Here is a 20,973-nt window from a genome sequence, read left to right as displayed (position 1 = left end):
CTAAACTACAGAAAGCACATTATTATGATCACCAAAGAATTCGATACAATAACTGCCATTTCAACTCCTCTCGGTGAGGGGGCTATCGGGATTGTCCGCCTGTCTGGGACGGATGCATTTGCTATTGCCAGCAAGGTTTTCAAGGGCAAGGATTTGGCGACTGTTCCTAGCCACAGCCTCAACTATGGCCACATTATTGACCCTGCGACAGGGCAAGTGCTTGACGAGGTCATGCTGGGGGTCATGCGTTCCCCACGCACCTTCACCCGCGAAGATGTCATCGAGATTAACACCCACGGAGGCATCGCCGTTACCAACGAAATCCTTCAACTCCTGATTCGCCAAGGTGCTCGAATGGCTGAGCCGGGCGAGTTTACCAAGCGTGCCTTTCTCAACGGCCGTGTGGATTTGACCCAGGCAGAGGCCGTCATGGATGTTATCCGTGCCAAGACCGACAAGGCCATGCACAATGCCGTCCGCCAGCTTGACGGCTCCCTCTCCCAGCTCATCAACGACACCCGCCAGGAGATTCTCAACACACTGGCACAGGTCGAGGTCAACATCGACTATCCTGAGTACGACGACGTCGAGGAGGCGACGACAGAGCTGGTCCGTGAAAAGACCCTCCAGTTCCAAGCCCTTTTGGAAAATCTCCTCCGTACTGCCCGCCGTGGAAAAATCCTGCGTGAAGGCATCGCAACCGCCATTATCGGTCGTCCAAATGTGGGAAAATCCAGCCTGCTCAATAATCTTCTCCGCGAGGAAAAAGCCATCGTTACAGACATCGCAGGAACAACCCGCGACGTTATCGAAGAATACGTCAACATCAAAGGTGTCCCCCTCAAGCTGATTGATACCGCAGGTATCCGTGAAACAGATGACATCGTTGAAAAAATCGGTGTGGAACGGTCTAAAAAAGCCCTTGAGGAGGCCGACCTGATCCTGCTAGTCCTCAACGCATCCGAGCCACTGACCGAACAAGACCGCAATCTCCTAGCCATTTCCGATTTGGCCAACCGCATCGTCCTGCTCAACAAGACCGACCTGGAAGAGAAGATTGAAGCAGACCAACTGCCCGAGGATGTCATTCGCATTTCCGTCTTGAAAAACCAGAATATCGACCAAATCGAAGAAAAAATCAACCAGCTCTTCTTTGAAAATGCAGGTTTGGTAGAGCAAGATGCCACCTACCTCTCCAATTCTCGTCATATTTCCCTGATTGAGCAAGCCGTCCAAAGCCTACAAGCTGTCAATGACGGTCTGGAAATGGGCATGCCCGTAGACTTGTTACAGGTTGACCTGACACGCTGTTGGCAGATTTTAGGAGAAATCACAGGTGATGCTGCTCCAGATGAACTCATCACCCAACTCTTTAGCCAATTCTGTCTTGGAAAATAAGAAGAGGCTAAGTAAGTCTTAAAAATAGAAAATAGCTTAGAATTACGTCCTAAGAAACCGTGATTCTAAGCTATTTTTAATGATTCAAATTGTGATTGAAGACGAAAGGTTCAGTTTTTTCACACTTTTTGTATATTAACAGATTAAAACTTGTCCTTCTCTAAAAAATAAACTATACTATGGATAGAAAGGAGGCTTACCCTATGAAAAAAATGATAATCGCTTTGCTTGCCGCTTTTTGCCTTATTTTTTCCTTTATCGCTTGGAAATTGGAAACTTATCAACACGCCAAAGTAGAACTCGATTCAAATGCTGACTTCTATCTCGTTTATCCAGGTAAAATCGAAGCCTTTCAATTATCTAATGACCAGCCAAAGCTCATTCACACTCAAAAAATGAATTCGGACAACTATTTCGGCTCTGGAAAAAATCACATTCTAGACAATCAATATTTAGTTTTTGCCAATGACCAGCAGAAATTTACCAATGACAATTTGGTTTCTATTGATTTCAAAACAGGAGAAATTCTTCGTAAGCCAAGCAAATACGCTACCTACATCAGCGGAACTGATGGACAACATTTTTATACAGCAGGTCCTTTCCATGCCTTATCGCAGTTCGATAATACGTTCAAATTAAAAAATCAATTAAAACTAGATGATGATTTTTTCCCACTTCCATATGTCTATGCAGATGATACATTCATTTATTTAAACGGCAATCAAATAACCACTGGTCAATCAGATTCTCAAAAAAATGTTCTCTATATCATCGATAAAACAAGCTTTACAAGATCAGATATAGTCGAATATGACAAAAATCTAGTAACTCATGAAGGACTCCTTGCAAAGGATACACTCTATCTTCCAATCACTAGTCACCATGCTTTAGATTACAAGGATATTGAGACTTCCTATGATATTTTGACCTTCAATACAAAGACACGTACATTTTCCTCCATAACCTTATCACAGCCTACACCAGGAAGCATCCAACCACTCAAGGAAGATAACCTATTATTCATTGAGCACGAAAGCGATTGGCTATCTGCAATCTCTTTCACCATTTATAATACCCAAACAGGTCAAGAGAGCTACCATCGTCTAGACGAGCTTAATCCTCGTCCTTATTATATTGACCATGTCCGCCAACTAGACGGTAATAGATTATTATTGATTCTGGCTGGTAAGGCACTCATCTATGACTGGCAAGCAAAAAAAGTTTTAAGTCAAACCATTCTATCTGAGGATTATGTCAGCGGGGTGTGGGTAAATGACTGATAAACAAAAACGAATCTCAATCAAAGATTGTAAAAGTCCCAAGATTACTCTTTCTTGGGACTTTCTCATATTCTATCGAAGTTGCATAGCACAATCAATGTACTTACAAATCCTCGGAACCACTATCTAATCGAAGTAAACGCCATTCCCAAAGCAGAACCAAAATAATATTTCCACCTTTCTTGCTCTAAATAGCGCTTAAACATCTTTAATTTATCCGATTGAATCCTATTCAAAGCTAGTTCTTCCGATACACATGGATATATTTTATAGGAAAGATAGCTAATCTTACTACCTTTTTCACACAACTCCATTGCTTCCAACAACTGGAATTTCAATGCTTTGCTCAACTTTAATTCTGAATCAGATAATAGTTCATTTATTTTTTGTATAAACAACTTACTTTTTTTACTGTTTCTAAACATTTTCATTTTTAAAGACAATCATGCGATGGAAATGATGGTGTAAACCTACTCAGTCACCCATCTCTTCCAACTGCTTATCATTTTTCTTTGTCCTCTTCCGCTTCTTTTGTTTCTTGGGCAGCCAGTAAACCTGTTGACATGGCACGACCAGTTAGGGTTGCGCTGATTAAATCACGGACATTGAGGCCTAGACCTTCTGTTGTCTTGTCCATGGTCGTCATCAGGTCTCCCACCATTTTTGAGGCATTCCCTTCGCCGTACATGGTAATCTTATCAACATTTCCAAGTGGTGCGGCAATATTCTTGGCGATTTCTGGAAGGACATTGACCACCATTTCTGTCACTGCTGCATCATTAAACTTAGCCATGGCATCCGCCTTCTTGCTAAGACCTTCTGCTTCGGCTTCGAGTTTCAAACGGATGGCTTCTGCTTCGGCACGTCCTTTGGCCTCAATACCTGCCGCTTCTTGCTCCGCAGCATACTTAGCAGCTTCTGCACGCGCTTTTTGAGCTTCCGCTTCACGCTGCGTTTCGTAGAGTTCTGCTTCTGCCTTGCGTTGACGTTCAATCAAATCTGCTTCTGCAGCTTGCTGACGAGCATATTTTTCTGCCTCTGCCTGTTTGCGGATAGTAGCTGAGAGCTCTTGTTCACGGACCTTAACTTCCTCTGCTTTTACTTCTGCTTCTTTTTGTTGCTTGACAATATTGGCTTCAGCAGTTGCACGCTCGATTTCTTTCCGTTGAGCTTGTTCCTCAATGCCATAGGCTGCGTTTGCCTGTGCCAGTTGGACATCTGACTGACGTTTTAGATTAGCTTGCTCAATAGCTAGTTCATTCTGTTTCTTGGCGATTTCTAAGTCTGCAGCAACACGCGCATCATTAGCCGCCTTATCCTCACGAGCACGGACTTCTGCTTGTTCCCGCTCTGCTTTGGCACGAGCATTTGCAGCATCCTTCTGGATGGTCACAATATTGTCAATACCTAGGTTTTTAATGACATCGTTGTCATCTGTGAAGGATTGAACCGTGAAGGCGATGATTTCCAGCCCCATTTTAGCCAAGTCAGGAGCCGCGTTGGATTGGACTTTTTCTGCAAAAGCCTGGCGGTTATTGACCATGTCACGCAATTCCATCTGGCCAATGATTTCACGCAGATTTCCTTCCAAGACATCTTGAATAGAGGCAGAAATATCTGCAGTTTTCCAGTTAAGGAAGTTTTGAGCTGCCGCATTGAGCAATTCATCAGATACCCCAACCTTTACTTTTACGACCGCATCAGCTTTTACGTTGATAAAATCAAGAGTTGGTACAAAATCTGTGGTCTGCACATCTGTTGAAAACTGCTCAATAGAGATATAGGAGCGTTTTTCGATAAAGGGAATCATAAAACCAGAACGACCAATTAAGGTCCGAGGTTTGCCCAAGCCGGTAATGACAATCGCTTCGTTAGGCTTGGCGGACACATAACCAAATACAAACAATAAAACAAATAGTACAACAACAATAATTGGTATCATAATTGCCAATATATCAAATCCAAAGTCCATATTTATCTCCTTTATTCCTTATCACTCAAATCAACACTTGGTACAGTCGTCGCTGCAGCATTTGTTGCCTGGAAGAGCTCTACTTTTTCATATCCGAATAGACCTGCATAGATGGAGGTCGGGAACCGCTTGATTTTTTTATTGTAGGTAGTTGCCACCGCATTATAATCTTTACGGGCTACCAGTATCCGATTTTCCGTACCTTCAAGCTCTGTAATCAGGTCTGATACCTGTTGGTTGGCTGTCAATTGAGGATAATTCTCAGCCACTACCAACAATCTAGATACTGCAGAATCTAGCTGACTTTGAGCTTGATTATAGTCACTCGTTCCCTGTTGACTGGAACCGATTTTAGCACGCGCTTCTGCAATAGCAGTAAATATTTCTTCCTCGTGTTCCATGGCGTCTTTGACAGCTGCGACTACATTGGGTATCAAGTCATAGCGACGTTGCAACTGCGTGTCTACATTGGCTTGCGCATTTTCAACCTCAGCATAACTGTCAACTAAGCCATTGTATTGCCCAACTGCTCCCATTCCTAAAAACAGCAGAGCTAGGACTGGTATGAGGATGACCAACCATTTCTTTTTCATAAGATTTCCTTTCTAACTACGATTAAATATTCGTAAAAAAGCAAACAACTATCAGAAGCCCTATACGAGCCTTACCATCCAGAAGAGGCTCCGCCACCGCCGCCTCCACCACCTGACCAACTACCTCCGCCAAAACTAGACGATGAGGAATTAGACGAGTGATGATTGTGATAGTGATGATGATCATCAATCAACATCCAGAGTAGATTACCTGGTCCGCCTCCACCACGACTAGATTTGTCAATAATACCAAATAGGATAGCGATCAGAATAACTATGAGAAACAGCCAGAAGCCGTCATCCTCCTCACTTGTACCTTCTTCTATAGCAGCTAACTGATTTTTACCAATGCTTGTCCCATAAAATCTATCCCCAATGGAGTTGACGATATAGGAAATTCCTCTACTGTAGTCTTCCTGTCGAAAGAATTCCCTTGCATTCTCTAGAATATCCTTGGCTTCTACATCCGTAATGACTGTGGCAGCATTGTCTGAGGTTTCTATCCGAAATTCCCTGTCAGCTATGGCAATCACTAAAAGAACTCCGTTGTCCGTTCCTGCAAAACCGACCTGCCAGTGACGAAAGGTTTCATTAGCCAAACTTTCAATATCACTGGACAGACTTTCTGTTACATAAACACCAACCTGTAAAGCTTGCTCGGTGCTTGCCCAACTTCGATTGAGTTGATCAATTTCTGCAATGGTCTCACTCGAGAGTAACTGCGTCTCATCCACTACCGTTGTACCTGTGGGTCGGTCTGGAATCTGATTTGCTCTAGCTAGTGTGGGTGCAAATAGCAAGCAAACCGTTAGAATAGCGAAACAGCCAATGACAATTTTTTTCCATTTTCTCATCAGAACACCTCCTTCGATGAACAAAGATAAGAAAAATTTATTAGGTATATATATACAATTATATCATATTATTATTTTCCCAACAATATATTTATGTTGTTTTTCAGTAACGGTAGAGTCTGTTCAACAAACCAAGGATGTTTAGCTTGCCAGATATTGTTCCTTGGCGATGGATGAGGTAGGGGAAAATAGGTGGGTAGGTAATCACCTGCATTCTCCACTCTCTCGGTCACAGTCCTATGGGATTCTCCTAAATAATAGTCCTGGGCATACTTACCAATCAACAAGGTCAGTTCAATCTGGGGTAGTTGCTTCATAATGAGTGGGTGCCATTTGGGCGCAAAATCCTTGCGAGGCGGCAAATCCCCAGACTTCCCCTTTCCTGGATAATAGAAATCCATAGGAAGAATAGCAAAATGGCCAGATTCATAGAAGAATTCCCTATCTACTCCCAACCATTTCCGCAGATTCTCTCCACTGGCATCATCAAAGAGGCGACCTTTTTCTTGTGTTTTTAATCCCGGCGCCTGCCCAATAATGAGGATTTTTGCGGTAGAAGATGCTTGGAAAAGCGGAACTATTCCCTGATTCGTAAAAGCTTGATTAGCTGCATCCTTCATAATCGCCTGACGAATATCAGCAAGTTCCATGATGTCCTACTTTCTTGACCATGGTCACATCTTCTTCTAAGGCACGAAAACCGCATTTTTTATAAAAGAAAAAGGCTGGAAGAGTGCGTTCGGTTTGCAGGAGAATATGAACAATCTTTCTCTCGACCAGCTGCTCCTCAATTCTTTTTAGAAAGTCCTTACCAATTCCTCGTCCTTGGTAGTTGCGAGCAATACAGAGATCTTCAATACGGTATTCGGTCCCCTCATACCAGTAGCGAATGTGCCCTAGAGAAAGGGCAATGAGGCTACCTTGGTCAAGCAATCCAAAGCAAAGTGCTCTGGGGTGTGACAGCAAATCGCCTAGATAGCGGTCCAGTTGTTCCTCGTCAGACCAATCGTCATTCCATGGCTCCTGACTAAATACAGATAAAAAGAGCTGTTTGACCATTTCTATATCTGCAAGTGTGAGTTCTTTCAGTTCCATTTTCCCTCCTAAAAAAGACGGGCGAACCCGTCTTGATATGAACCCGTATTCACAAGTAAAGTACTTTGATATAAGAGATAGTTTTTCGCTAATCAAGGAAGTTTTTTGAGACTGGGCTCAAGCCCAGCGCCACTTCTCAGAGTTTGTATCAACATCTCAGCGCAGTGGTTGATTGGGTTTAACAGTCCAGTGGACTGTTAAAGGTTGGAGATAGGATTTGTGAAGCAAATCTCTGCAATTCGTGTTTTACACTCCAAATCCGACCTCTACGACTGTTGCGAACAAGTTCGCTTCATTTCCAACCTCCAACAGTCACTACTCTGACTGTTGGAGCTGTGCGGAGGTGGGAGTGAAACAGTCTGGGGATAGATTGTTTCAGGTCAACAACTTGAAACGAAAATTTGTTGACGAACTCGTTTTGAGACCAATCGAGTTCTTTCTCACTCCCCAAAAACGAACAATGAGTAGCTGAAAAACTAGCCTTAGATAAAAGTGCTGTACTGTAAATATGGGTTCGTATTATTTGATCAATTCATAAATAGCTTCTGCGTAAATGGCAGCTGCGCGGTAGAGTTGCTCAACTTCGATAAATTCGTTGGCTTGGTGCATGGTATTGACATCGCCTGGGAACATAGCTCCGTAGGCAACACCACGTTTGAGCAAGCGTCCGAATGTTCCGCCACCGATCACTTGTTCGTGACCTTTCAAGCCTGTGTGTTTTTCATAAACAGACAAAAGGGTCGCGACCATTGGGTCGTCGATCGGGCAATAGTGTGGGGTATGACCATGCTCAGACAGGCTGACAGCTTCCACGCCAAGTTTTTCCAAACCAGCCTTGATAGCTTCAGGGTTGGTATTTTTTGGATAACGGAAGTTGAGGGCAATGGTGTTGTCAGATGAGGTTTCATCAAACTTGAAGACACCTGCGTTCATAGAAAGGGCACCCATTTGCTCATCGTAGATGGCTACGCCGAGTTTCTTAGCGTCATGGTCTTCCAGAAGGACTTGTCCTGCCAAGTTAAGATAGGCTTTAGCTGCTCCGTCAAAGGCGAATTGGCTGAGGAATTTAGCCAAATAGGTTGCTCCGTTGACTCCTTCTTCTGGGGTTGAACCGTGGGCTGATTTTCCGATGACGGTCACTTGTACTTGTCCGTTTTCAAGGGTTTCCGCGTCAGCTTTTAGGCCGTAAGTAGCTGTGAATTCTGCCAACTTACTGTCCAGGTCTGCTAGGTCGCCAGAGATGATAGCTGTCGCAGACTCAGGCACCATGTTCTCACGCAAACCGCCTGCGAAGGAATGCAGTTTAGCAGCTCCGCTATTTTCCCCCGCAAAATGAAGATAAGCTGTGATATTGCCCTTTTCACCATTGATAATCGGGAACTCAGCATCTGGAGAAAATCCGAAATCTGGCAGGGGAAGGCCGACGTGCTCGAAGTAGTAATCCATGTCCGCCCAGCCTGACTCTTCGTCGGTACCGACGATGAAGCGGACTTTTTTCGAAGTCGGAAGGCCCAACTCCTTGATGATTTTCAAGCCGTAGTAGCAAGCCATGGTCGGTCCTTTGTCGTCAGAGGAACCGCGGGCAAAGAGCTTGCCGTCGATGATTTGCGGCTCGTACGGGTCAGTGTTCCAACCGCTTCCTGCTGGCACCACGTCCAAGTGACCGAAGATACCGAGAACTTCTTCGCCCTCGCCAAACTCAAAGTGACCTGCATAGTTGTCAACGTTCTTGGTTGGGTAACCATCACGCTGAGCGATTTCCAGGAACTTGTCCAAGGCACGCACTGGGCCTGGTCCAAATGGATGTTGGGCATCTGCCTGGCTGTCGTCACGCTCAGAATTGATGCGGAGGAGGTCAAAGAGGTCTGCTAGAAACTCATCTTTGCGTTTGTCAAACTCTGCTCTAAAATTTACTGTCATAATTTCTCCTTTTCAGTATCAAAGTAAGTCTATTTTATCACAAAATGAAAGAGATTTCAGAAGTAAAGCAAAGAAAAAAAGTTGGTCTCCCAACTTCTTTCTATTTTTTCCAAGCAGATCGTTCTGCTACAACTGTAAACAAAACATCGGTTGATGAGTTGAGGGCTGTTTCACAAGAGTCCTGAATCACTCCGACCACAAATCCGACTCCAACTACTTGCATGGCTAACTCATTTGGAATGCCAAAAAGACTACATGCTACTGGGATGAGGAGAAGCGAGCCACCTGCTACCCCAGATGCTCCTGCTGCTGATAGTGATGCAACAACGGATAAAAGAAGAGCTGAGCTGAAATCAACACTGATGCCAAGTGTATGAACAGCTGCCATTGTTAAAATATTAATCGTAATAGCCGCGCCAGCCATATTAATTGTGGCACCGAGCGGAATGGATACTGAGTATGTATCTGGATCCACTCCTAAACGTTTGCAGAGCTGCATATTGACAGGAATATTAGCTGCTGAACTTCTTGTAAAAAATGCCGTAACCCCACTAACCCGAAGACATTCAAACACCAGCGGGTAAGGATTTTTCTTCATTACAAGAAAAGCAATCAAGGGATTGACAACAAGCGCGACAAAAACCATGCTTCCAACCAAGAGTAAGAGCAGTAAACCATAGTCTTTTAAAGCTGTCAGACCATTATTTGCAATGGTATCGAAAACCAAGCCCATGATACCAAATGGTGCCAGACCAATAATCCAGCCTACAACTTTAGAAGTCACTTCCGCCGCAGATTGCAATAAATCTTTGGTTGTCTTGCTTGCATGACGAAAGGCCAAGCCAAACACTGCCGCCCATGTCAAAACACCAATATAATTAGCCGTTGCAAGTGCATTGATTGGATTGTCAACAACCTTCAACAAGAGGTCTTGGAATACTTCAGCAATCCCTTGTGGAGGAGTAATGTCCGTAGTCGTTGTAGTAGAAAGAACCAATTTAATAGGGAATAAATAGCTTGCTCCTACAGCAATAAAGGCCGCAGCAAAAGTGCCAAATAGATACAAGCAGATAACTGTCCTCATATTCGATTTTTGACCAGCAGGAGCTTGTGATAGAGCATGCGCAACTAGTGTCAGAACCAAAAGAGGAGCTATAGCTTTCAATGCTCCTACAAATAGACTACCAAATAGAGCAATGACCGTTATTTTTGGAGCAATTAAGCCTAGTAACACTCCCAAAACAACACCAATTCCGATTTTTCGGATTAAATTCATTTTTTTCCATACAGATATTATTTTATTCACTCATTTACCTCCAAACAAACATTTTTCAATCATAGCAGAAAAATGAAGGTTGGTCAATAGCCTTCGCTTCTAAAATCTATTTTCTGCATGATGCAATCTATGTGTGGCGCCCATATTTTTACGAATAAATATACATCTGTAATCAAAACAAAATACTTTATAAGCTTTATCTACTTACTGCCCAGACCTCAACGATTTACGCAATCATTTTTTACCTAAACAGATAACTCCACTACTTACTTTTATTTCAAATGATAGCTAGATAACATTGACCTATAATTTTTTTTATGTGCGAAAAATGTGTTAGGATTGCAATTAAAAGCCCTGCCTTATCAGTAAAGCAGGACTTTGATGACTCAAGAATATCACTAGTAAATATCAATATTTTTGATACCATTCTTATCAAATAATTGTGTTTTCATCTCCATAGTCAACGGAGTAATAACGATTTTTGAATTAGAATCAATATTGGATACGACACCAATAATGCGACCGTCTACAACAACAGGCGAGCCGGATTGCCCCTTAACACCTGTGATATTGGTTTGAAGCAAACCGTCATAACGGACTTCCGTAATGGTTCCATATTCGTATTCCCAACGTCCGTAGAGATTAATGCTGTTGCTGACCATTAAAAATTGTCGACCAACTAGGTCATAGGTGTTGCGGTAAATTCCTAGCCGAGCATTTGCCGTATTGGCTGTCTGTGTTTTTCTGCTAGGAGTGGTGATTTTCACAAGGGCTACGTCACGACTAGCATCCCATGTTCCACCATATCCTGGCATCGGAATGAAGGGATTAAAGGTATTGGTTCTCTTAATTTCTGACAGTTCATAGTATGGTGAAGCATCACCCCAAACAGCATTTCCAGACCAAGTTTGGCTGGTCACACGTCCAGTCCCATTATCAGCCACTACGTGAGCTGCGGTTAATAAAGTATTCGGAGCTATCAGAATGGCTGAACCTTTTTTGGTTTGACCGGAACCAACATTTACTTCCAAATAATGAGATAAATTATATGGATAACTATTGCGTAGAGCTGGATCTGAAACGTGAGTCGTCTGTGCTTCAACCTCTACTATTGTAGGAGGAGCCACCGATAGACCGACACTAAGAAGGGCTACGCCAAGCAGTAATTTCGTTTTCATTTGAAAACCTCCTGTTTTTTCTTTCATTATATCAATCCTAATTACGAAATGCAAGCGTTTCCAAGTTTTTTTGTTCAACGATTTAGGCTCTTCTCATCCATTGACAATAGCTCAAAAATAGGACTAGTACTTATCTAACTAACCCTGTTAAAATACTTTCTGTCAGAAGTATTTGCCTACCACTTTATCGATAAATTCGCTATATAATCTGAGGCAAATTGAGTCAAGCGATTGCGACTGTCTTTAGATTCATAAAAATCAATCATGGCAAAACCAGCTCGTAATTGCCCAGCAATCTGTTCTTCTAAGCTGTGGCTAAATTCATAGCCATATTCTGGGTCAATTGTAATTTGTCCTGTTTCTTCTAATTGTCGTGCATTGAAAGGTAGGCTGTACATTGGAACCAATGCTCTGTTTGGATGCTCCCAAACATCATCAGCATCAAAGACATAAATCCAAGGGTTCATGTAACCAACCATGAGCAAGCCACCTTTTTTCAAGACCCGATAGGATTCCCGCCACATATTGGTCAAATCTTCGATATAAACATTTGAAACAGGGCAAAAAATGATGTCAAAACTCTCGTCTTCAAAAGGAAAAGGCTGTGTCATATCTGCCTGCACCGTTTGCAAATCCAGATTTTCTCGCTCAGCAACTAGCCTATCCTTGTCCAACTGTTCCTTGGAGAAGTCCATAATGGTCGTTTGGTAACCGTGAGCCGCAAACATCGGCCCCTGTTGACCACCACCACAGGCCAGCCCCAACAATTTCTTGCCTTGGGCCTTTTCAAACCAGTCAAGCGGAACCGTCTTTCCAACCGTCAGGGAAACAGATAAGGGCTTGTCTTTGGCAACAAGAAATTCCTCATGACTGAGCGGAACCGTGTAGGCATTTCCCTGTCTAGCTGAAACTCGATTCCAACGTTCTTGATTGTAGTTTACATAATCTGTCATTCTTATCTCCTCTGGAGAGGCCTAGCTAGTGTGACCTCGATTTTCATACTTATATTATAGCACAAAGAAAGAGAAAAGCTACCTTTCGATAGCTTCTTTCCTTATGTCAAGTCGTTAAAATCCCATACATCGTCCACCCAGCCTTCATAGAAATCAGGTTCGTGACAGACCATGAGAATTGAGCCCTTATAGGCTTGAAGGGCACGTTTGAGTTCATCCTTGGCATCCACATCCAAGTGGTTGGTCGGCTCGTCGAGAACCAGGACATTGTTTTCACGGTTCATAAGCAAACAGAAGCGAACTTTGGCCTGCTCACCACCTGAAAGAACTTGGATCTGGCTTTCGATATGCTTGGAAGTCAGACCACAACGAGCCAAGGCTGCCCGTACTTCCGCCTGGTTAAGGGCTGGAAAGGCATCCCAAACGGCTTCCAGCGGGGTCTGACGATTGCCGCCAGCTACTTCTTGCTCGAAATAGCCTAGTTCCAAATACTCCCCACGCTCCACAGAGCCGCCCAGCGGTGGAATAATCCCCAGCAAACTTTTAAGAAGAGTAGATTTACCGATACCGTTGGCACCGACAATGGCAATCTTCTGGTTGCGTTCAAAGGTCAGATTGAGCGGTTTACGTGTCAATACACGGTCATAACCAATTTCCAAATCAGTCGTTTGGAAGATAAAGCGACTTGGAGTTCGAGCCATTTTGAAATCAAATGACGGCTTTGGTTTCTCTGCTTGAAGCTCAATAATCTCCATCTTGTCCAATTTCTTCTGACGAGACATGGCCATGTTTCGAGTTGCAACACGGGCCTTGTTACGGTTAACGAAGTCCTGCAAATCTGCGATTTCCTTCTGCTGGCGCTCGTAGGCCGCCTCCAACTGAGCCCGCTTCATAGCATGGACTTCTTGGAATTGATAGTAATCGCCCGTGTAGCGAGTCAAAAGCTGATTTTCCACATGGTAGACAATGTTAATCACATCATTCAAGAAAGGAATATCGTGCGAAATCAAGACAAAGGCATTTTCATAATTCTGCAAGTAGCGTTTGAGCCAATCAATATGTTCTGCATCCAAGTAGTTGGTCGGCTCATCCAGAAGCAAGATGTCAGGTTTTTCCAAGAGCAATTTTGCCAAAAGAACCTTAGTCCGTTGTCCACCCGATAACTCCGTCACATCCTTGTCCATGCCATAGTCCATGACACCAAGCGCACGCGCTACTTCGTCAATCTTGGCATCAAGCGTATAGAAATCACGGCTTTCCAGACGGTCTTGCAGCTCACCAACCTCTTCCATGAGGGCATCCATATCGGCTCCCTCTTCTGCCATAGACATGTAAATATCATTGATACGAGCTTCTGTCTTGAAGAGTTCATCGAATGCTGTCCGCAAGACATCACGGACTGATTGACCTTTTTCTAGTTTAGCATGCTGGTCTAAATAACCTGCCGTTACATAACGTGACCATTCAACCTTGCCTTCGTCTGGCTGCAGCTGACCTGTCACGATGGACATGAAGGTCGATTTTCCTTCACCATTGGCACCGACAAGACCGATATGCTCCCCTTTCAAGAGACGGAAGGAGACATTCTCAAAAATGGCACGGTCACCAAACCCATGACTTAAATTCTTTACTTCTAAAATACTCATAATTTCCTCATAACATCAAAGAACTGGAGTAACAAACCCCAGTTTTTACTTTTATTTTCGCAGTCTTGAGTGGAATTTCTTCGCCTATCAGCTGTGAAATTCCTACTCAACCTTGCGGGGGTTAGACAACGAAATCAAACTCTGCGAGTTACTGATTTCTGTCTAACTCCCGATTTCCGCACGGACCACATCGGCAATGGTGTCCACGTAGTAATCGACTTCAGCATCCGTTGGTGCTTCTGCCATAACACGCAAGAGGGGCTCAGTGCCACTTGGGCGAACCAAGATACGACCGTTGCCAGCCATTTCTGCTTCCATTTTTTCAATGATAGCTGCAATAGCAGGCACTTCCATTGCCTTGTCTTTCATGCTGTTTTCCACACGGATATTGACCAATTTTTGTGGATAAATGGTCACTTCTGCTGCCAATTCTGACAACTTCTTACCAGTTTCTTTCATGATTTTGGTCAATTGCACAGCGGTCAACTGGCCGTCTCCTGTGGTGTTATAATCCATCAGAATCACATGTCCTGACTGCTCACCACCGACATTGTAGCCTTCCTTGCGCATTTCTTCGACCACATAACGGTCACCAACTGCGGTCACAGCTTTTTCAATACCCTCACGATCCAAAGCCTTATGGAAACCAAGGTTGGACATAACTGTGGTCACAATTGTATTTTTGGCCAATAGACCTCGATCAGCAAGGTATTTACCAACGATATACATGATACGGTCGCCATCGACCAAGTCACCATTTTCATCGACAGCAATCAAGCGGTCACTGTCACCATCAAAGGCAAGTCCAATTTGACTACCTGTTTCCTTGACCAGTTCTTGCAATTTTTCAGGATGAGTTGAGCCAACACCCTCATTGATATTCAAGCCATCTGGCTTTTCAGCCATTACTGTCAAATCTGCTCCCAAATCTACAAAAATTTGACGTGCAGATGTTGCTGCAGCACCATTAGCTGTATCGAGTGCAACTTTCATACCGGCCAAATCTGTACCAGTTGACACCAAGAATTGCTGGTACTTACGTAGACCTTCTGGATATTCTACCACATCTCCTAAACCTTGAGCGGATGGGCGTGGCAATGTGTCTTCCTCAGCATCAAGAAGAGCCTCAATTTCCGCTTCCAATGCATCATCCAATTTGAAACCATCACCAGCAAAGAATTTGATACCGTTATCTTGCGCTGGGTTATGACTTGCAGAAATCATGACACCTGCACTTGCTTTTTCAGTTTTGACTAGGTGAGCAACACCCGGTGTCGCCAAAACTCCCAATTTATACACATGAATCCCTACTGATAGAAGCCCTGCAATCAAGGCAGCCTCTAACATTTGACCTGAGATACGTGTATCACGCGCTACAAAGACACGAGGAACATCCGTCTCATGCTGGCTAAGGACATAACCACCAAAGCGACCCAATTTGAATGCTAATTCTGGCGTTAATTCTACGTTTGCTTCTCCACGGACACCATCTGTCCCAAAATATTTACCCATTTTCATAACCTCTTATTTTGTTTTTGTAAGTATAATTTGCATATTTGCTTCCGTCTGAGACAGTACAACTGGCAAGACATTGCCATCGCTGTCTACAGCCTGTAATTTAGCTGTGCCACTATAATTCTCAGACAGATTGCTCACATCCATCGCAACAGCTTCGACTCGATCAATCTTAGCCATTGTTTCTTCATCCGTTGTCACTTTAACGGTATCTACGTTGACTGAAACCTTAGACAGACTGTAACCTTCTGCCAATTGATTACTATAGACTCGACCAGCTACCGGGAATGCCTTGCTAACTTTTTTACCAATCTTGACGGTAATCGCATCTGGTGCTAGTGTCGCACTCACTCCTGCCGGCAAATTGGTCAATTGTAGCTTGACAGTTTGTGTCCCATCACTCAACTCTCTCAAATCCGCAGTCACTTGAAAAGTCCGAGTTGACTCATCTGATTCTCTCTGTAGGAGAACACGATTAGAGCCCCTTAATTCAACTGCCACCGTCGAAGAAAATCCAGAAATAAAATACTTATTTGTATCATATTCAATCTCAATCGGTACATTGTTCAGTGTGTGAACATAGGTTTCTGACTCCGTGTTCTGTGCAGCTGATTCTGAATTTTTATAGTTGGTGGTGGTTGCATAGAAAAAGAGCAACAATGCTAGAAAAATAGATAGGGTTAAGTGACCTACAGCTCTAAACTTATCGTTCATGTTTGCCACCTCCTAATCGCTTCCAGATGGACTTTTTCTCTACATTTTCAGAAATAAAAGTCGCTCGCAACTCTGCTTCAAACTCATCCAATGTCAAGTCATGTTTGAATATCCCGTTTCGTGCAATAGAGATACTGCCAGTTTCTTCAGAAACAATAAATACAAACGCATCAGATACCTCCGATAAGCCAATGGCTGCACGGTGTCGTGTTCCAAATTCCTTTGAAATTCCTGCGCTCTCTGACAGGGGCAAATAAGCACAAGCAACCGCTACCTTGTCTTCCTTGACAATTACGGCCCCATCGTGTAACGGTGTATTCGGGATGAAAATATTTATTAACAATTCCTGAGATATATCCGCATTGAGAGGAATCCCCGTTGCTCTATATTCTTGCAATGTTTGAGCTTGTTCTACTGCCACAAGTGCACCAATTTTACGCGGAGACATATAAGCAACAGATTTGAGAAAAGCAACAATTAGCTTTTCTTCTGCACTCACAGTATTTGCCCCAAAAATCTGAGTTGTCCTGCCGAGTTTTTCAAGCATGGCACGCAACTCTGGTGCAAAAATAACTACTGCTGCAATAACTCCATACGTGATTACTTGATTAATCAGCCAAGCAATCGTCTGCAGACCGAATAAACTAGCTATAATCTGGACAATAATGAAGAGAAAAACCCCTCGAATCAATGTCATAATTTTAGTACCTGCAATAGCCTTACTAAAATTATAAATCAAATAAACAACTATACTAATATCAATTAGGTGCAACAGTGCGGTCCAAGGACTGGCTATCAAACTCGACCAATACCCTGTATCCAGTAACTGGTTTAGGTTTAACATATCATTCTCATACTTTCTAACTCATACATAGTAATGTACTCATTATACCATATTTTTTCCCCTTTTCTTTAGAAAATAGTGACCTTCCTGTTAAAAATATTACAGATTTACTGCAGGAATATATCACATTCCAACACACTCCATTCTAGAAAATCAGTGACCTTTATGATAAAATAGTCCCATGAAAATAAATACAGCTTTGGGTATTCTAGCAGGAAAAAGTTCCCAGTTCATTTTGAAAAAACTAGGACGTGGTACTACCCTGCCTGGAAAAATTGCCCTCAAATTCGATAAACATATTTTAGATAGTTTGGCTAAGGACTATGAAGTCGTTGTTGTGACAGGTACTAACGGTAAGACCCTGACCACCGCCTTGACAGTTGGCATCCTCCAAGAAGCCTTTGGAGAAATTACGACCAATACCAGCGGCGCCAATATGATTACGGGGATTACAGCAACATTTTTATCCGCCAAGAAAAATAAAAATGGCAAGAAGATTGCTGTCTTGGAGATTGATGAAGCCAGCCTGGCTCGTGTCACCGACTTTATCAAGCCTAGCCTGATTGTCTTCACCAATATCTTCCGCGACCAAATGGATCGCTATGGTGAGATTTATACCACCTACCAGATGATTTTGGACGGGGCTGCCAAGGCACCTCAGGCAACCATTCTCGCCAATGGTGACAGCCCGCTTTTCAACTCGACCACCGTTATCAATCCAGTAAAATACTACGGTTTTGCGACGGACGAGCATGAGCCACGTCTGGCCCATTACAATACCGAAGGCGTTCTCTGCCCGCATTGCCACCAGATTATCCAGTACAAGCTCAATACCTACGCTAACTTGGGCAGCTATATCTGTAACAACTGTGGCTTTAGCCGACCTGAGCTGGACTACAAGTTGACAGAGTTGAAGGAAATCACCAATACTTCTTCTACTTTTGTCATTGACGGTCAGGATTATAAGATCAACATCGGCGGGCTTTACAATATCTACAATGCCCTAGCAGCTGTCAGCGTAGCAGAATTTTTCGGCGTATCTCCTGAGAAAATCAAGGCAGGATTTGACAAGTCTAAGGCCGTTTTCGGTCGCCAAGAAACCTTTAAATTGGGCAATAAGGATTGTACCCTGGTCTTGATTAAAAACCCTGTCGGTGCAACCCAGGCCATTGAAATGATGAAACTAGCTCCTTACGATTTTAGCCTGTCCGTCCTTCTCAATGCTAACTACGCAGACGGAATTGATACCAGCTGGATTTGGGACGCCGACTTTGAACAAATCACTCAAATGGATATTCCACAAGTCTTTGCAGGCGGTGTTCGTTCGTCTGAAATCGCCCGTCGCCTCCGTGTGACTGGCTATCCAGAGGACCAAATTACTGAAACTCCAAAACTGGAAGACATCATGACCTTGATTGAGCAGTCTAGCAGTCAGCATGCCTATATCCTCGCAACCTATACAGCTATGCTGGAATTCCGTGACTTGCTGGCTCAACGCCAAGCCGTTGGAAAGGAGATGAAATAATGGTCTATACGTCATTAAAAAGTCCTGAAAAAGACTACACTTATGATCTCCACATCGCCCACCTCTACGGCGATTTGATGAATACCTACGGTGACAATGGCAATATCCTCATGCTCAAGTATGTAGCTGAAAAGCTGGGGGCTCGTGTTCAGGTGGACATCGTTTCCCTAACTGATGATTTTGACAAGGATTTCTACGACATCGCCTTTTTCGGTGGTGGTCAGGACTATGAACAATCTATTCTAGCAAAAGATTTACCAACTAAAAAAGACAGCCTAGCAGACTTTATCGAAAACGACGGTGTCATGCTGGCTATCTGCGGTGGCTTCCAATTGCTCGGTCAATACTACATCGAAGCTGGCGGCCGCAAGATTGATGGACTGGGTATCATGGGCCACTACACCCTCAACCAAACCAACAACCGCTACATCGGTGACATCAAGATTCACAATGATGAATTCAACGAAACCTACTATGGTTTTGAAAACCACCAAGGCCGTACCTTCCTAGCTGACAACCAAAAACCGCTGGGTAAGGTGGTCTATGGTAATGGCAACAACAAGGAGGATGGCGGCGAAGGCCTGCACTACAAAAACACCTTCGGCAGCTACTTCCACGGACCAATCCTGTCCCGCAATGCCAACCTAGCCTACCGCTTGGTCACAACTGCCCTCCGCAAAAAATACGGACAAGACATCCAACTTGCCAGCTACGCTGACATCCTCAGCAAAGAAGTCGCTGAAGAATACGGCGATGTAAAAAGCAAGGCAGAATTTGAGAAATAAAGCAAAACCGCTTCTGAAATCAGAGGCGGTTTCATTTTTTATATCGTACCAATCAAAAGCACTCCCTCAACCGTAATCTCGGTCAACTGGCTCAAATCCAACTTGGACTGGTCCACTTGGAAAAAGAGAGGCGTCATGTCTGCCAGGACTTGAGCATGGGCGGCTGTAATCGGCATAGTCTGGCTGACCATCACCTGCTCCACCTGCCCCACGTAAGACCTGAAATGGTCCACAATCTCCTGGTTATCATAGGCTTCCTTGCGGAGTTGGTCTTTGGCTAAATGGCGGAGCTCCTTGAGGTGATTGGGGCCTGGGACTAGCTTGAGAATAGCTCCACCAGCTTTCAGCACTCTGGCAAATTCCTGATAATTGGCTGGGGAAAAGATGTCCAAGATGCCGTCAATGGTCTTGTCTTGAATGGGCAACTTTGTCAAGTCACCGACAAACCATTTGACCGACTTGCTGCTGTCAGATCTAGCTGCTAGGAGTATGGAATCCTTGGAAATGTCAAAAGCAAGAATGTCCAAGTCCATTTTCTCGGCTAACTTACGGGAATAAAAGCCCTCCCCACAGCCGATGTCCAAGACAGACTGCAAGCCCAGCTCTGCTATTTTCCCCTCCAAAGCCTCATAGAGATGATCGTAATAGCCCGCCTCCAAAAAGGCCTGGCGGTTTTCAAAGCTAGACTTGTGGTAGTTGGCGGACTGCTTGACCTGGGGCGCCAGATTGACATAGCCCTGCTTGGCGATGTCGAAGGTGTGGCGGTTGGGGCAACGGAGGCTGTTTAGGTCAAGACCAAGAGCCTGCCCACAATGTGGACAGGTGAAAAATTGGTCGCTATTAAGGAAACGTGGGTGTTTGGTCATGTTACTTGTTTTCTTTTCTAAAGCGGTGCAGGGATAGTCCTGATAGGAGCGTGGCAAGGGCTCCTGTAAAGACTAGCAAGTAGCCGACTGGGAGCAGGTAGAAGTTTTCGTGTAGAATGCCATTGGAATCGACATAGTCGACGGAATTGGCCTTGATGAGAAAGCAGGCAAAGCCTAAAACCATGAGAAAGCTTCCGATAATGGTAATGGTCAGGTGCATCTGGGTACGGCGACCTTCGCGACCGTCCTTGACAAGTTTTTCTGTCATGTTGTTAATGTCAGTTCCTCCTAAGATAAGTTGATCTAGGGAGATTGAAAAGACAGAGGACATGAGAATCAAGAGTTCCAAGTCGGGTAGGTTTTTGTCATTTTCCCAGTTGGAAACAGCCTGCCGTGTCACATTGAGCTTGAGGGCAAACTGTTCCTGGGTCAAACCTTCCTTCTTCCGTAAGTCTTTGATTTGTTGTCCAAAGTTCATTTCATTCTCCTCTCTGGGAGCGGGACAGAACTCGAAAAATGAAAAAGAGTTCGTCGTTCCGCCCCCGCACAGTTGATTAGG

General features: G+C 43.9%; 20 protein-coding genes. 4 read left to right on the top strand and 16 right to left on the bottom strand.

The features are described from left to right. Nucleotides 1–24: 24 nt before the first annotated feature. Nucleotides 25–1,398, top strand: a complete 1,374-nt coding sequence (mnmE, locus tag K5Q22_RS04310; RefSeq protein ID WP_044683629.1) for a tRNA uridine-5-carboxymethylaminomethyl(34) synthesis GTPase MnmE — start codon at nt 25–27, stop codon at nt 1,396–1,398. Between the two features lie 203 nt (nt 1,399–1,601). Further along, the gene (locus tag K5Q22_RS04305; protein WP_205013675.1) at nt 1,602–2,678 is read left to right on the top strand and encodes a hypothetical protein; all 1,077 of its coding nucleotides are present in this window, start codon (nt 1,602–1,604) and stop codon (nt 2,676–2,678) included. A 122-nt stretch (nt 2,679–2,800) separates the two neighbouring features. On the opposite strand, the gene K5Q22_RS04300 is transcribed toward K5Q22_RS04305, so the two are convergent. The 14 genes from K5Q22_RS04300 to cdaA form a co-directional block, all read right to left on the bottom strand. Further along, nucleotides 2,801–3,109, bottom strand: a complete 309-nt coding sequence (locus K5Q22_RS04300; protein WP_024396077.1) for a hypothetical protein — start codon at nt 3,107–3,109, stop codon at nt 2,801–2,803. A gap of 71 nt (nt 3,110–3,180) precedes the next feature. Further along, entirely contained in the window at nt 3,181–4,650 is a 1,470-nt protein-coding gene (locus K5Q22_RS04295) for a flotillin family protein (RefSeq protein WP_024402832.1), read from the bottom strand. An 11-nt stretch (nt 4,651–4,661) separates the two neighbouring features. Then, the gene (locus K5Q22_RS04290) at nt 4,662–5,243 is read right to left on the bottom strand and encodes a LemA family protein (RefSeq protein ID WP_205013676.1); all 582 of its coding nucleotides are present in this window, start codon (nt 5,241–5,243) and stop codon (nt 4,662–4,664) included. Nucleotides 5,244–5,314: 71 nt separating this feature from the next. Next, entirely contained in the window at nt 5,315–6,097 is a 783-nt protein-coding gene (locus tag K5Q22_RS04285) for a YgcG family protein (RefSeq protein WP_205013677.1), read from the bottom strand. Nucleotides 6,098–6,168: 71 nt separating this feature from the next. Beyond that, the gene (locus K5Q22_RS04280; RefSeq protein ID WP_205013678.1) at nt 6,169–6,747 is read right to left on the bottom strand and encodes a uracil-DNA glycosylase family protein; all 579 of its coding nucleotides are present in this window, start codon (nt 6,745–6,747) and stop codon (nt 6,169–6,171) included. Further along, nucleotides 6,734–7,192 carry a GNAT family N-acetyltransferase gene (locus K5Q22_RS04275; RefSeq protein ID WP_205013679.1) on the bottom strand — a complete coding sequence of 153 codons (459 nt, stop codon included), beginning with the start codon at nt 7,190–7,192 and terminating at the stop codon, nt 6,734–6,736. The genes K5Q22_RS04280 and K5Q22_RS04275 overlap by 14 nt, the downstream gene beginning before the upstream one ends. 519 nt (nt 7,193–7,711) lie before the next feature. Continuing rightward, complete coding sequence (pepV, locus tag K5Q22_RS04270; RefSeq protein WP_239514847.1) at nt 7,712–9,112, bottom strand: dipeptidase PepV; 1,401 nt, start codon at nt 9,110–9,112, stop codon at nt 7,712–7,714. A 100-nt stretch (nt 9,113–9,212) separates the two neighbouring features. Continuing rightward, nucleotides 9,213–10,388: a serine/threonine transporter SstT gene (gene sstT / locus K5Q22_RS04265; RefSeq protein WP_239017147.1), complete on the bottom strand. Its 1,176-nt coding sequence runs from the start codon at nt 10,386–10,388 to the stop codon at nt 9,213–9,215. A gap of 398 nt (nt 10,389–10,786) precedes the next feature. Next, entirely contained in the window at nt 10,787–11,566 is a 780-nt protein-coding gene (locus tag K5Q22_RS04260; protein ID WP_239514848.1) for a serine protease, read from the bottom strand. 176 nt (nt 11,567–11,742) lie between these two features. After that, complete coding sequence (locus K5Q22_RS04255; RefSeq protein ID WP_205013681.1) at nt 11,743–12,519, bottom strand: class I SAM-dependent methyltransferase; 777 nt, start codon at nt 12,517–12,519, stop codon at nt 11,743–11,745. A 101-nt stretch (nt 12,520–12,620) separates the two neighbouring features. Then, a complete protein-coding gene (locus tag K5Q22_RS04250; RefSeq protein WP_105211997.1) occupies nt 12,621–14,165 on the bottom strand; it encodes an ABC-F family ATP-binding cassette domain-containing protein in 1,545 nt (514 codons plus the stop codon). Between the two features lie 162 nt (nt 14,166–14,327). Beyond that, nucleotides 14,328–15,677 (bottom strand): phosphoglucosamine mutase, encoded by a 1,350-nt coding sequence (glmM, locus tag K5Q22_RS04245; protein ID WP_024406888.1) that lies wholly within the window; start codon nt 15,675–15,677, stop codon nt 14,328–14,330. Nucleotides 15,678–15,689: 12 nt separating this feature from the next. Then, nucleotides 15,690–16,394: a YbbR-like domain-containing protein gene (locus K5Q22_RS04240; protein ID WP_205013682.1), complete on the bottom strand. Its 705-nt coding sequence runs from the start codon at nt 16,392–16,394 to the stop codon at nt 15,690–15,692. Then, complete coding sequence (gene cdaA, locus K5Q22_RS04235; protein ID WP_024399762.1) at nt 16,384–17,238, bottom strand: diadenylate cyclase CdaA; 855 nt, start codon at nt 17,236–17,238, stop codon at nt 16,384–16,386. The genes K5Q22_RS04240 and cdaA overlap by 11 nt, the downstream gene beginning before the upstream one ends. Nucleotides 17,239–17,419: 181 nt before the next feature. Between cdaA and murT the strand changes: the two genes are divergently transcribed. Both murT and gatD read left to right on the top strand, forming a co-directional pair. Further along, complete coding sequence (gene murT, locus K5Q22_RS04230; RefSeq protein ID WP_205013683.1) at nt 17,420–18,763, top strand: lipid II isoglutaminyl synthase subunit MurT; 1,344 nt, start codon at nt 17,420–17,422, stop codon at nt 18,761–18,763. Next, a complete protein-coding gene (gene gatD, locus K5Q22_RS04225; protein WP_205013684.1) occupies nt 18,763–19,548 on the top strand; it encodes a lipid II isoglutaminyl synthase subunit GatD in 786 nt (261 codons plus the stop codon). Before murT ends, gatD begins: the two co-directional genes overlap by 1 nt. A 38-nt stretch (nt 19,549–19,586) precedes the next feature. On the opposite strand, the gene K5Q22_RS04220 is transcribed toward gatD, so the two are convergent. Beyond that, entirely contained in the window at nt 19,587–20,414 is an 828-nt protein-coding gene (locus tag K5Q22_RS04220; protein WP_205013685.1) for a putative RNA methyltransferase, read from the bottom strand. A gap of 1 nt (nt 20,415) precedes the next feature. Beyond that, the gene (locus tag K5Q22_RS04215; protein ID WP_205013686.1) at nt 20,416–20,892 is read right to left on the bottom strand and encodes a helix-turn-helix domain-containing protein; all 477 of its coding nucleotides are present in this window, start codon (nt 20,890–20,892) and stop codon (nt 20,416–20,418) included. Nucleotides 20,893–20,973 lie beyond the last annotated feature (81 nt).

Source organism: Streptococcus sp. 2018162, assembly GCF_019754175.1.
GTDB classification, from domain to species: domain Bacteria; phylum Bacillota; class Bacilli; order Lactobacillales; family Streptococcaceae; genus Streptococcus; species Streptococcus hashimotonensis.
This window is presented reverse-complemented; position numbering and strand designations above follow the sequence as displayed.

Coding starts and splice junctions, on each gene's coding strand:
- mnmE (WP_044683629.1), top strand. CDS start 25: ATGATCACCAAAGAATTCGATACAATAACTGCCATTTCAACTCCTCTC.
- K5Q22_RS04305 (WP_205013675.1), top strand. CDS start 1,602: ATGAAAAAAATGATAATCGCTTTGCTTGCCGCTTTTTGCCTTATTTTT.
- K5Q22_RS04300 (WP_024396077.1), bottom strand. CDS start 3,109: ATGAAAATGTTTAGAAACAGTAAAAAAAGTAAGTTGTTTATACAAAAA.
- K5Q22_RS04295 (WP_024402832.1), bottom strand. CDS start 4,650: ATGGACTTTGGATTTGATATATTGGCAATTATGATACCAATTATTGTT.
- K5Q22_RS04290 (WP_205013676.1), bottom strand. CDS start 5,243: ATGAAAAAGAAATGGTTGGTCATCCTCATACCAGTCCTAGCTCTGCTG.
- K5Q22_RS04285 (WP_205013677.1), bottom strand. CDS start 6,097: ATGAGAAAATGGAAAAAAATTGTCATTGGCTGTTTCGCTATTCTAACG.
- K5Q22_RS04280 (WP_205013678.1), bottom strand. CDS start 6,747: ATGGAACTTGCTGATATTCGTCAGGCGATTATGAAGGATGCAGCTAAT.
- K5Q22_RS04275 (WP_205013679.1), bottom strand. CDS start 7,192: ATGGAACTGAAAGAACTCACACTTGCAGATATAGAAATGGTCAAACAG.
- pepV (WP_239514847.1), bottom strand. CDS start 9,112: ATGACAGTAAATTTTAGAGCAGAGTTTGACAAACGCAAAGATGAGTTT.
- sstT (WP_239017147.1), bottom strand. CDS start 10,388: ATGAATTTAATCCGAAAAATCGGAATTGGTGTTGTTTTGGGAGTGTTA.
- K5Q22_RS04260 (WP_239514848.1), bottom strand. CDS start 11,566: ATGAAAACGAAATTACTGCTTGGCGTAGCCCTTCTTAGTGTCGGTCTA.
- K5Q22_RS04255 (WP_205013681.1), bottom strand. CDS start 12,519: ATGACAGATTATGTAAACTACAATCAAGAACGTTGGAATCGAGTTTCA.
- K5Q22_RS04250 (WP_105211997.1), bottom strand. CDS start 14,165: ATGAGTATTTTAGAAGTAAAGAATTTAAGTCATGGGTTTGGTGACCGT.
- glmM (WP_024406888.1), bottom strand. CDS start 15,677: ATGGGTAAATATTTTGGGACAGATGGTGTCCGTGGAGAAGCAAACGTA.
- K5Q22_RS04240 (WP_205013682.1), bottom strand. CDS start 16,394: ATGAACGATAAGTTTAGAGCTGTAGGTCACTTAACCCTATCTATTTTT.
- cdaA (WP_024399762.1), bottom strand. CDS start 17,238: ATGTTAAACCTAAACCAGTTACTGGATACAGGGTATTGGTCGAGTTTG.
- murT (WP_205013683.1), top strand. CDS start 17,420: ATGAAAATAAATACAGCTTTGGGTATTCTAGCAGGAAAAAGTTCCCAG.
- gatD (WP_205013684.1), top strand. CDS start 18,763: ATGGTCTATACGTCATTAAAAAGTCCTGAAAAAGACTACACTTATGAT.
- K5Q22_RS04220 (WP_205013685.1), bottom strand. CDS start 20,414: ATGACCAAACACCCACGTTTCCTTAATAGCGACCAATTTTTCACCTGT.
- K5Q22_RS04215 (WP_205013686.1), bottom strand. CDS start 20,892: ATGAACTTTGGACAACAAATCAAAGACTTACGGAAGAAGGAAGGTTTG.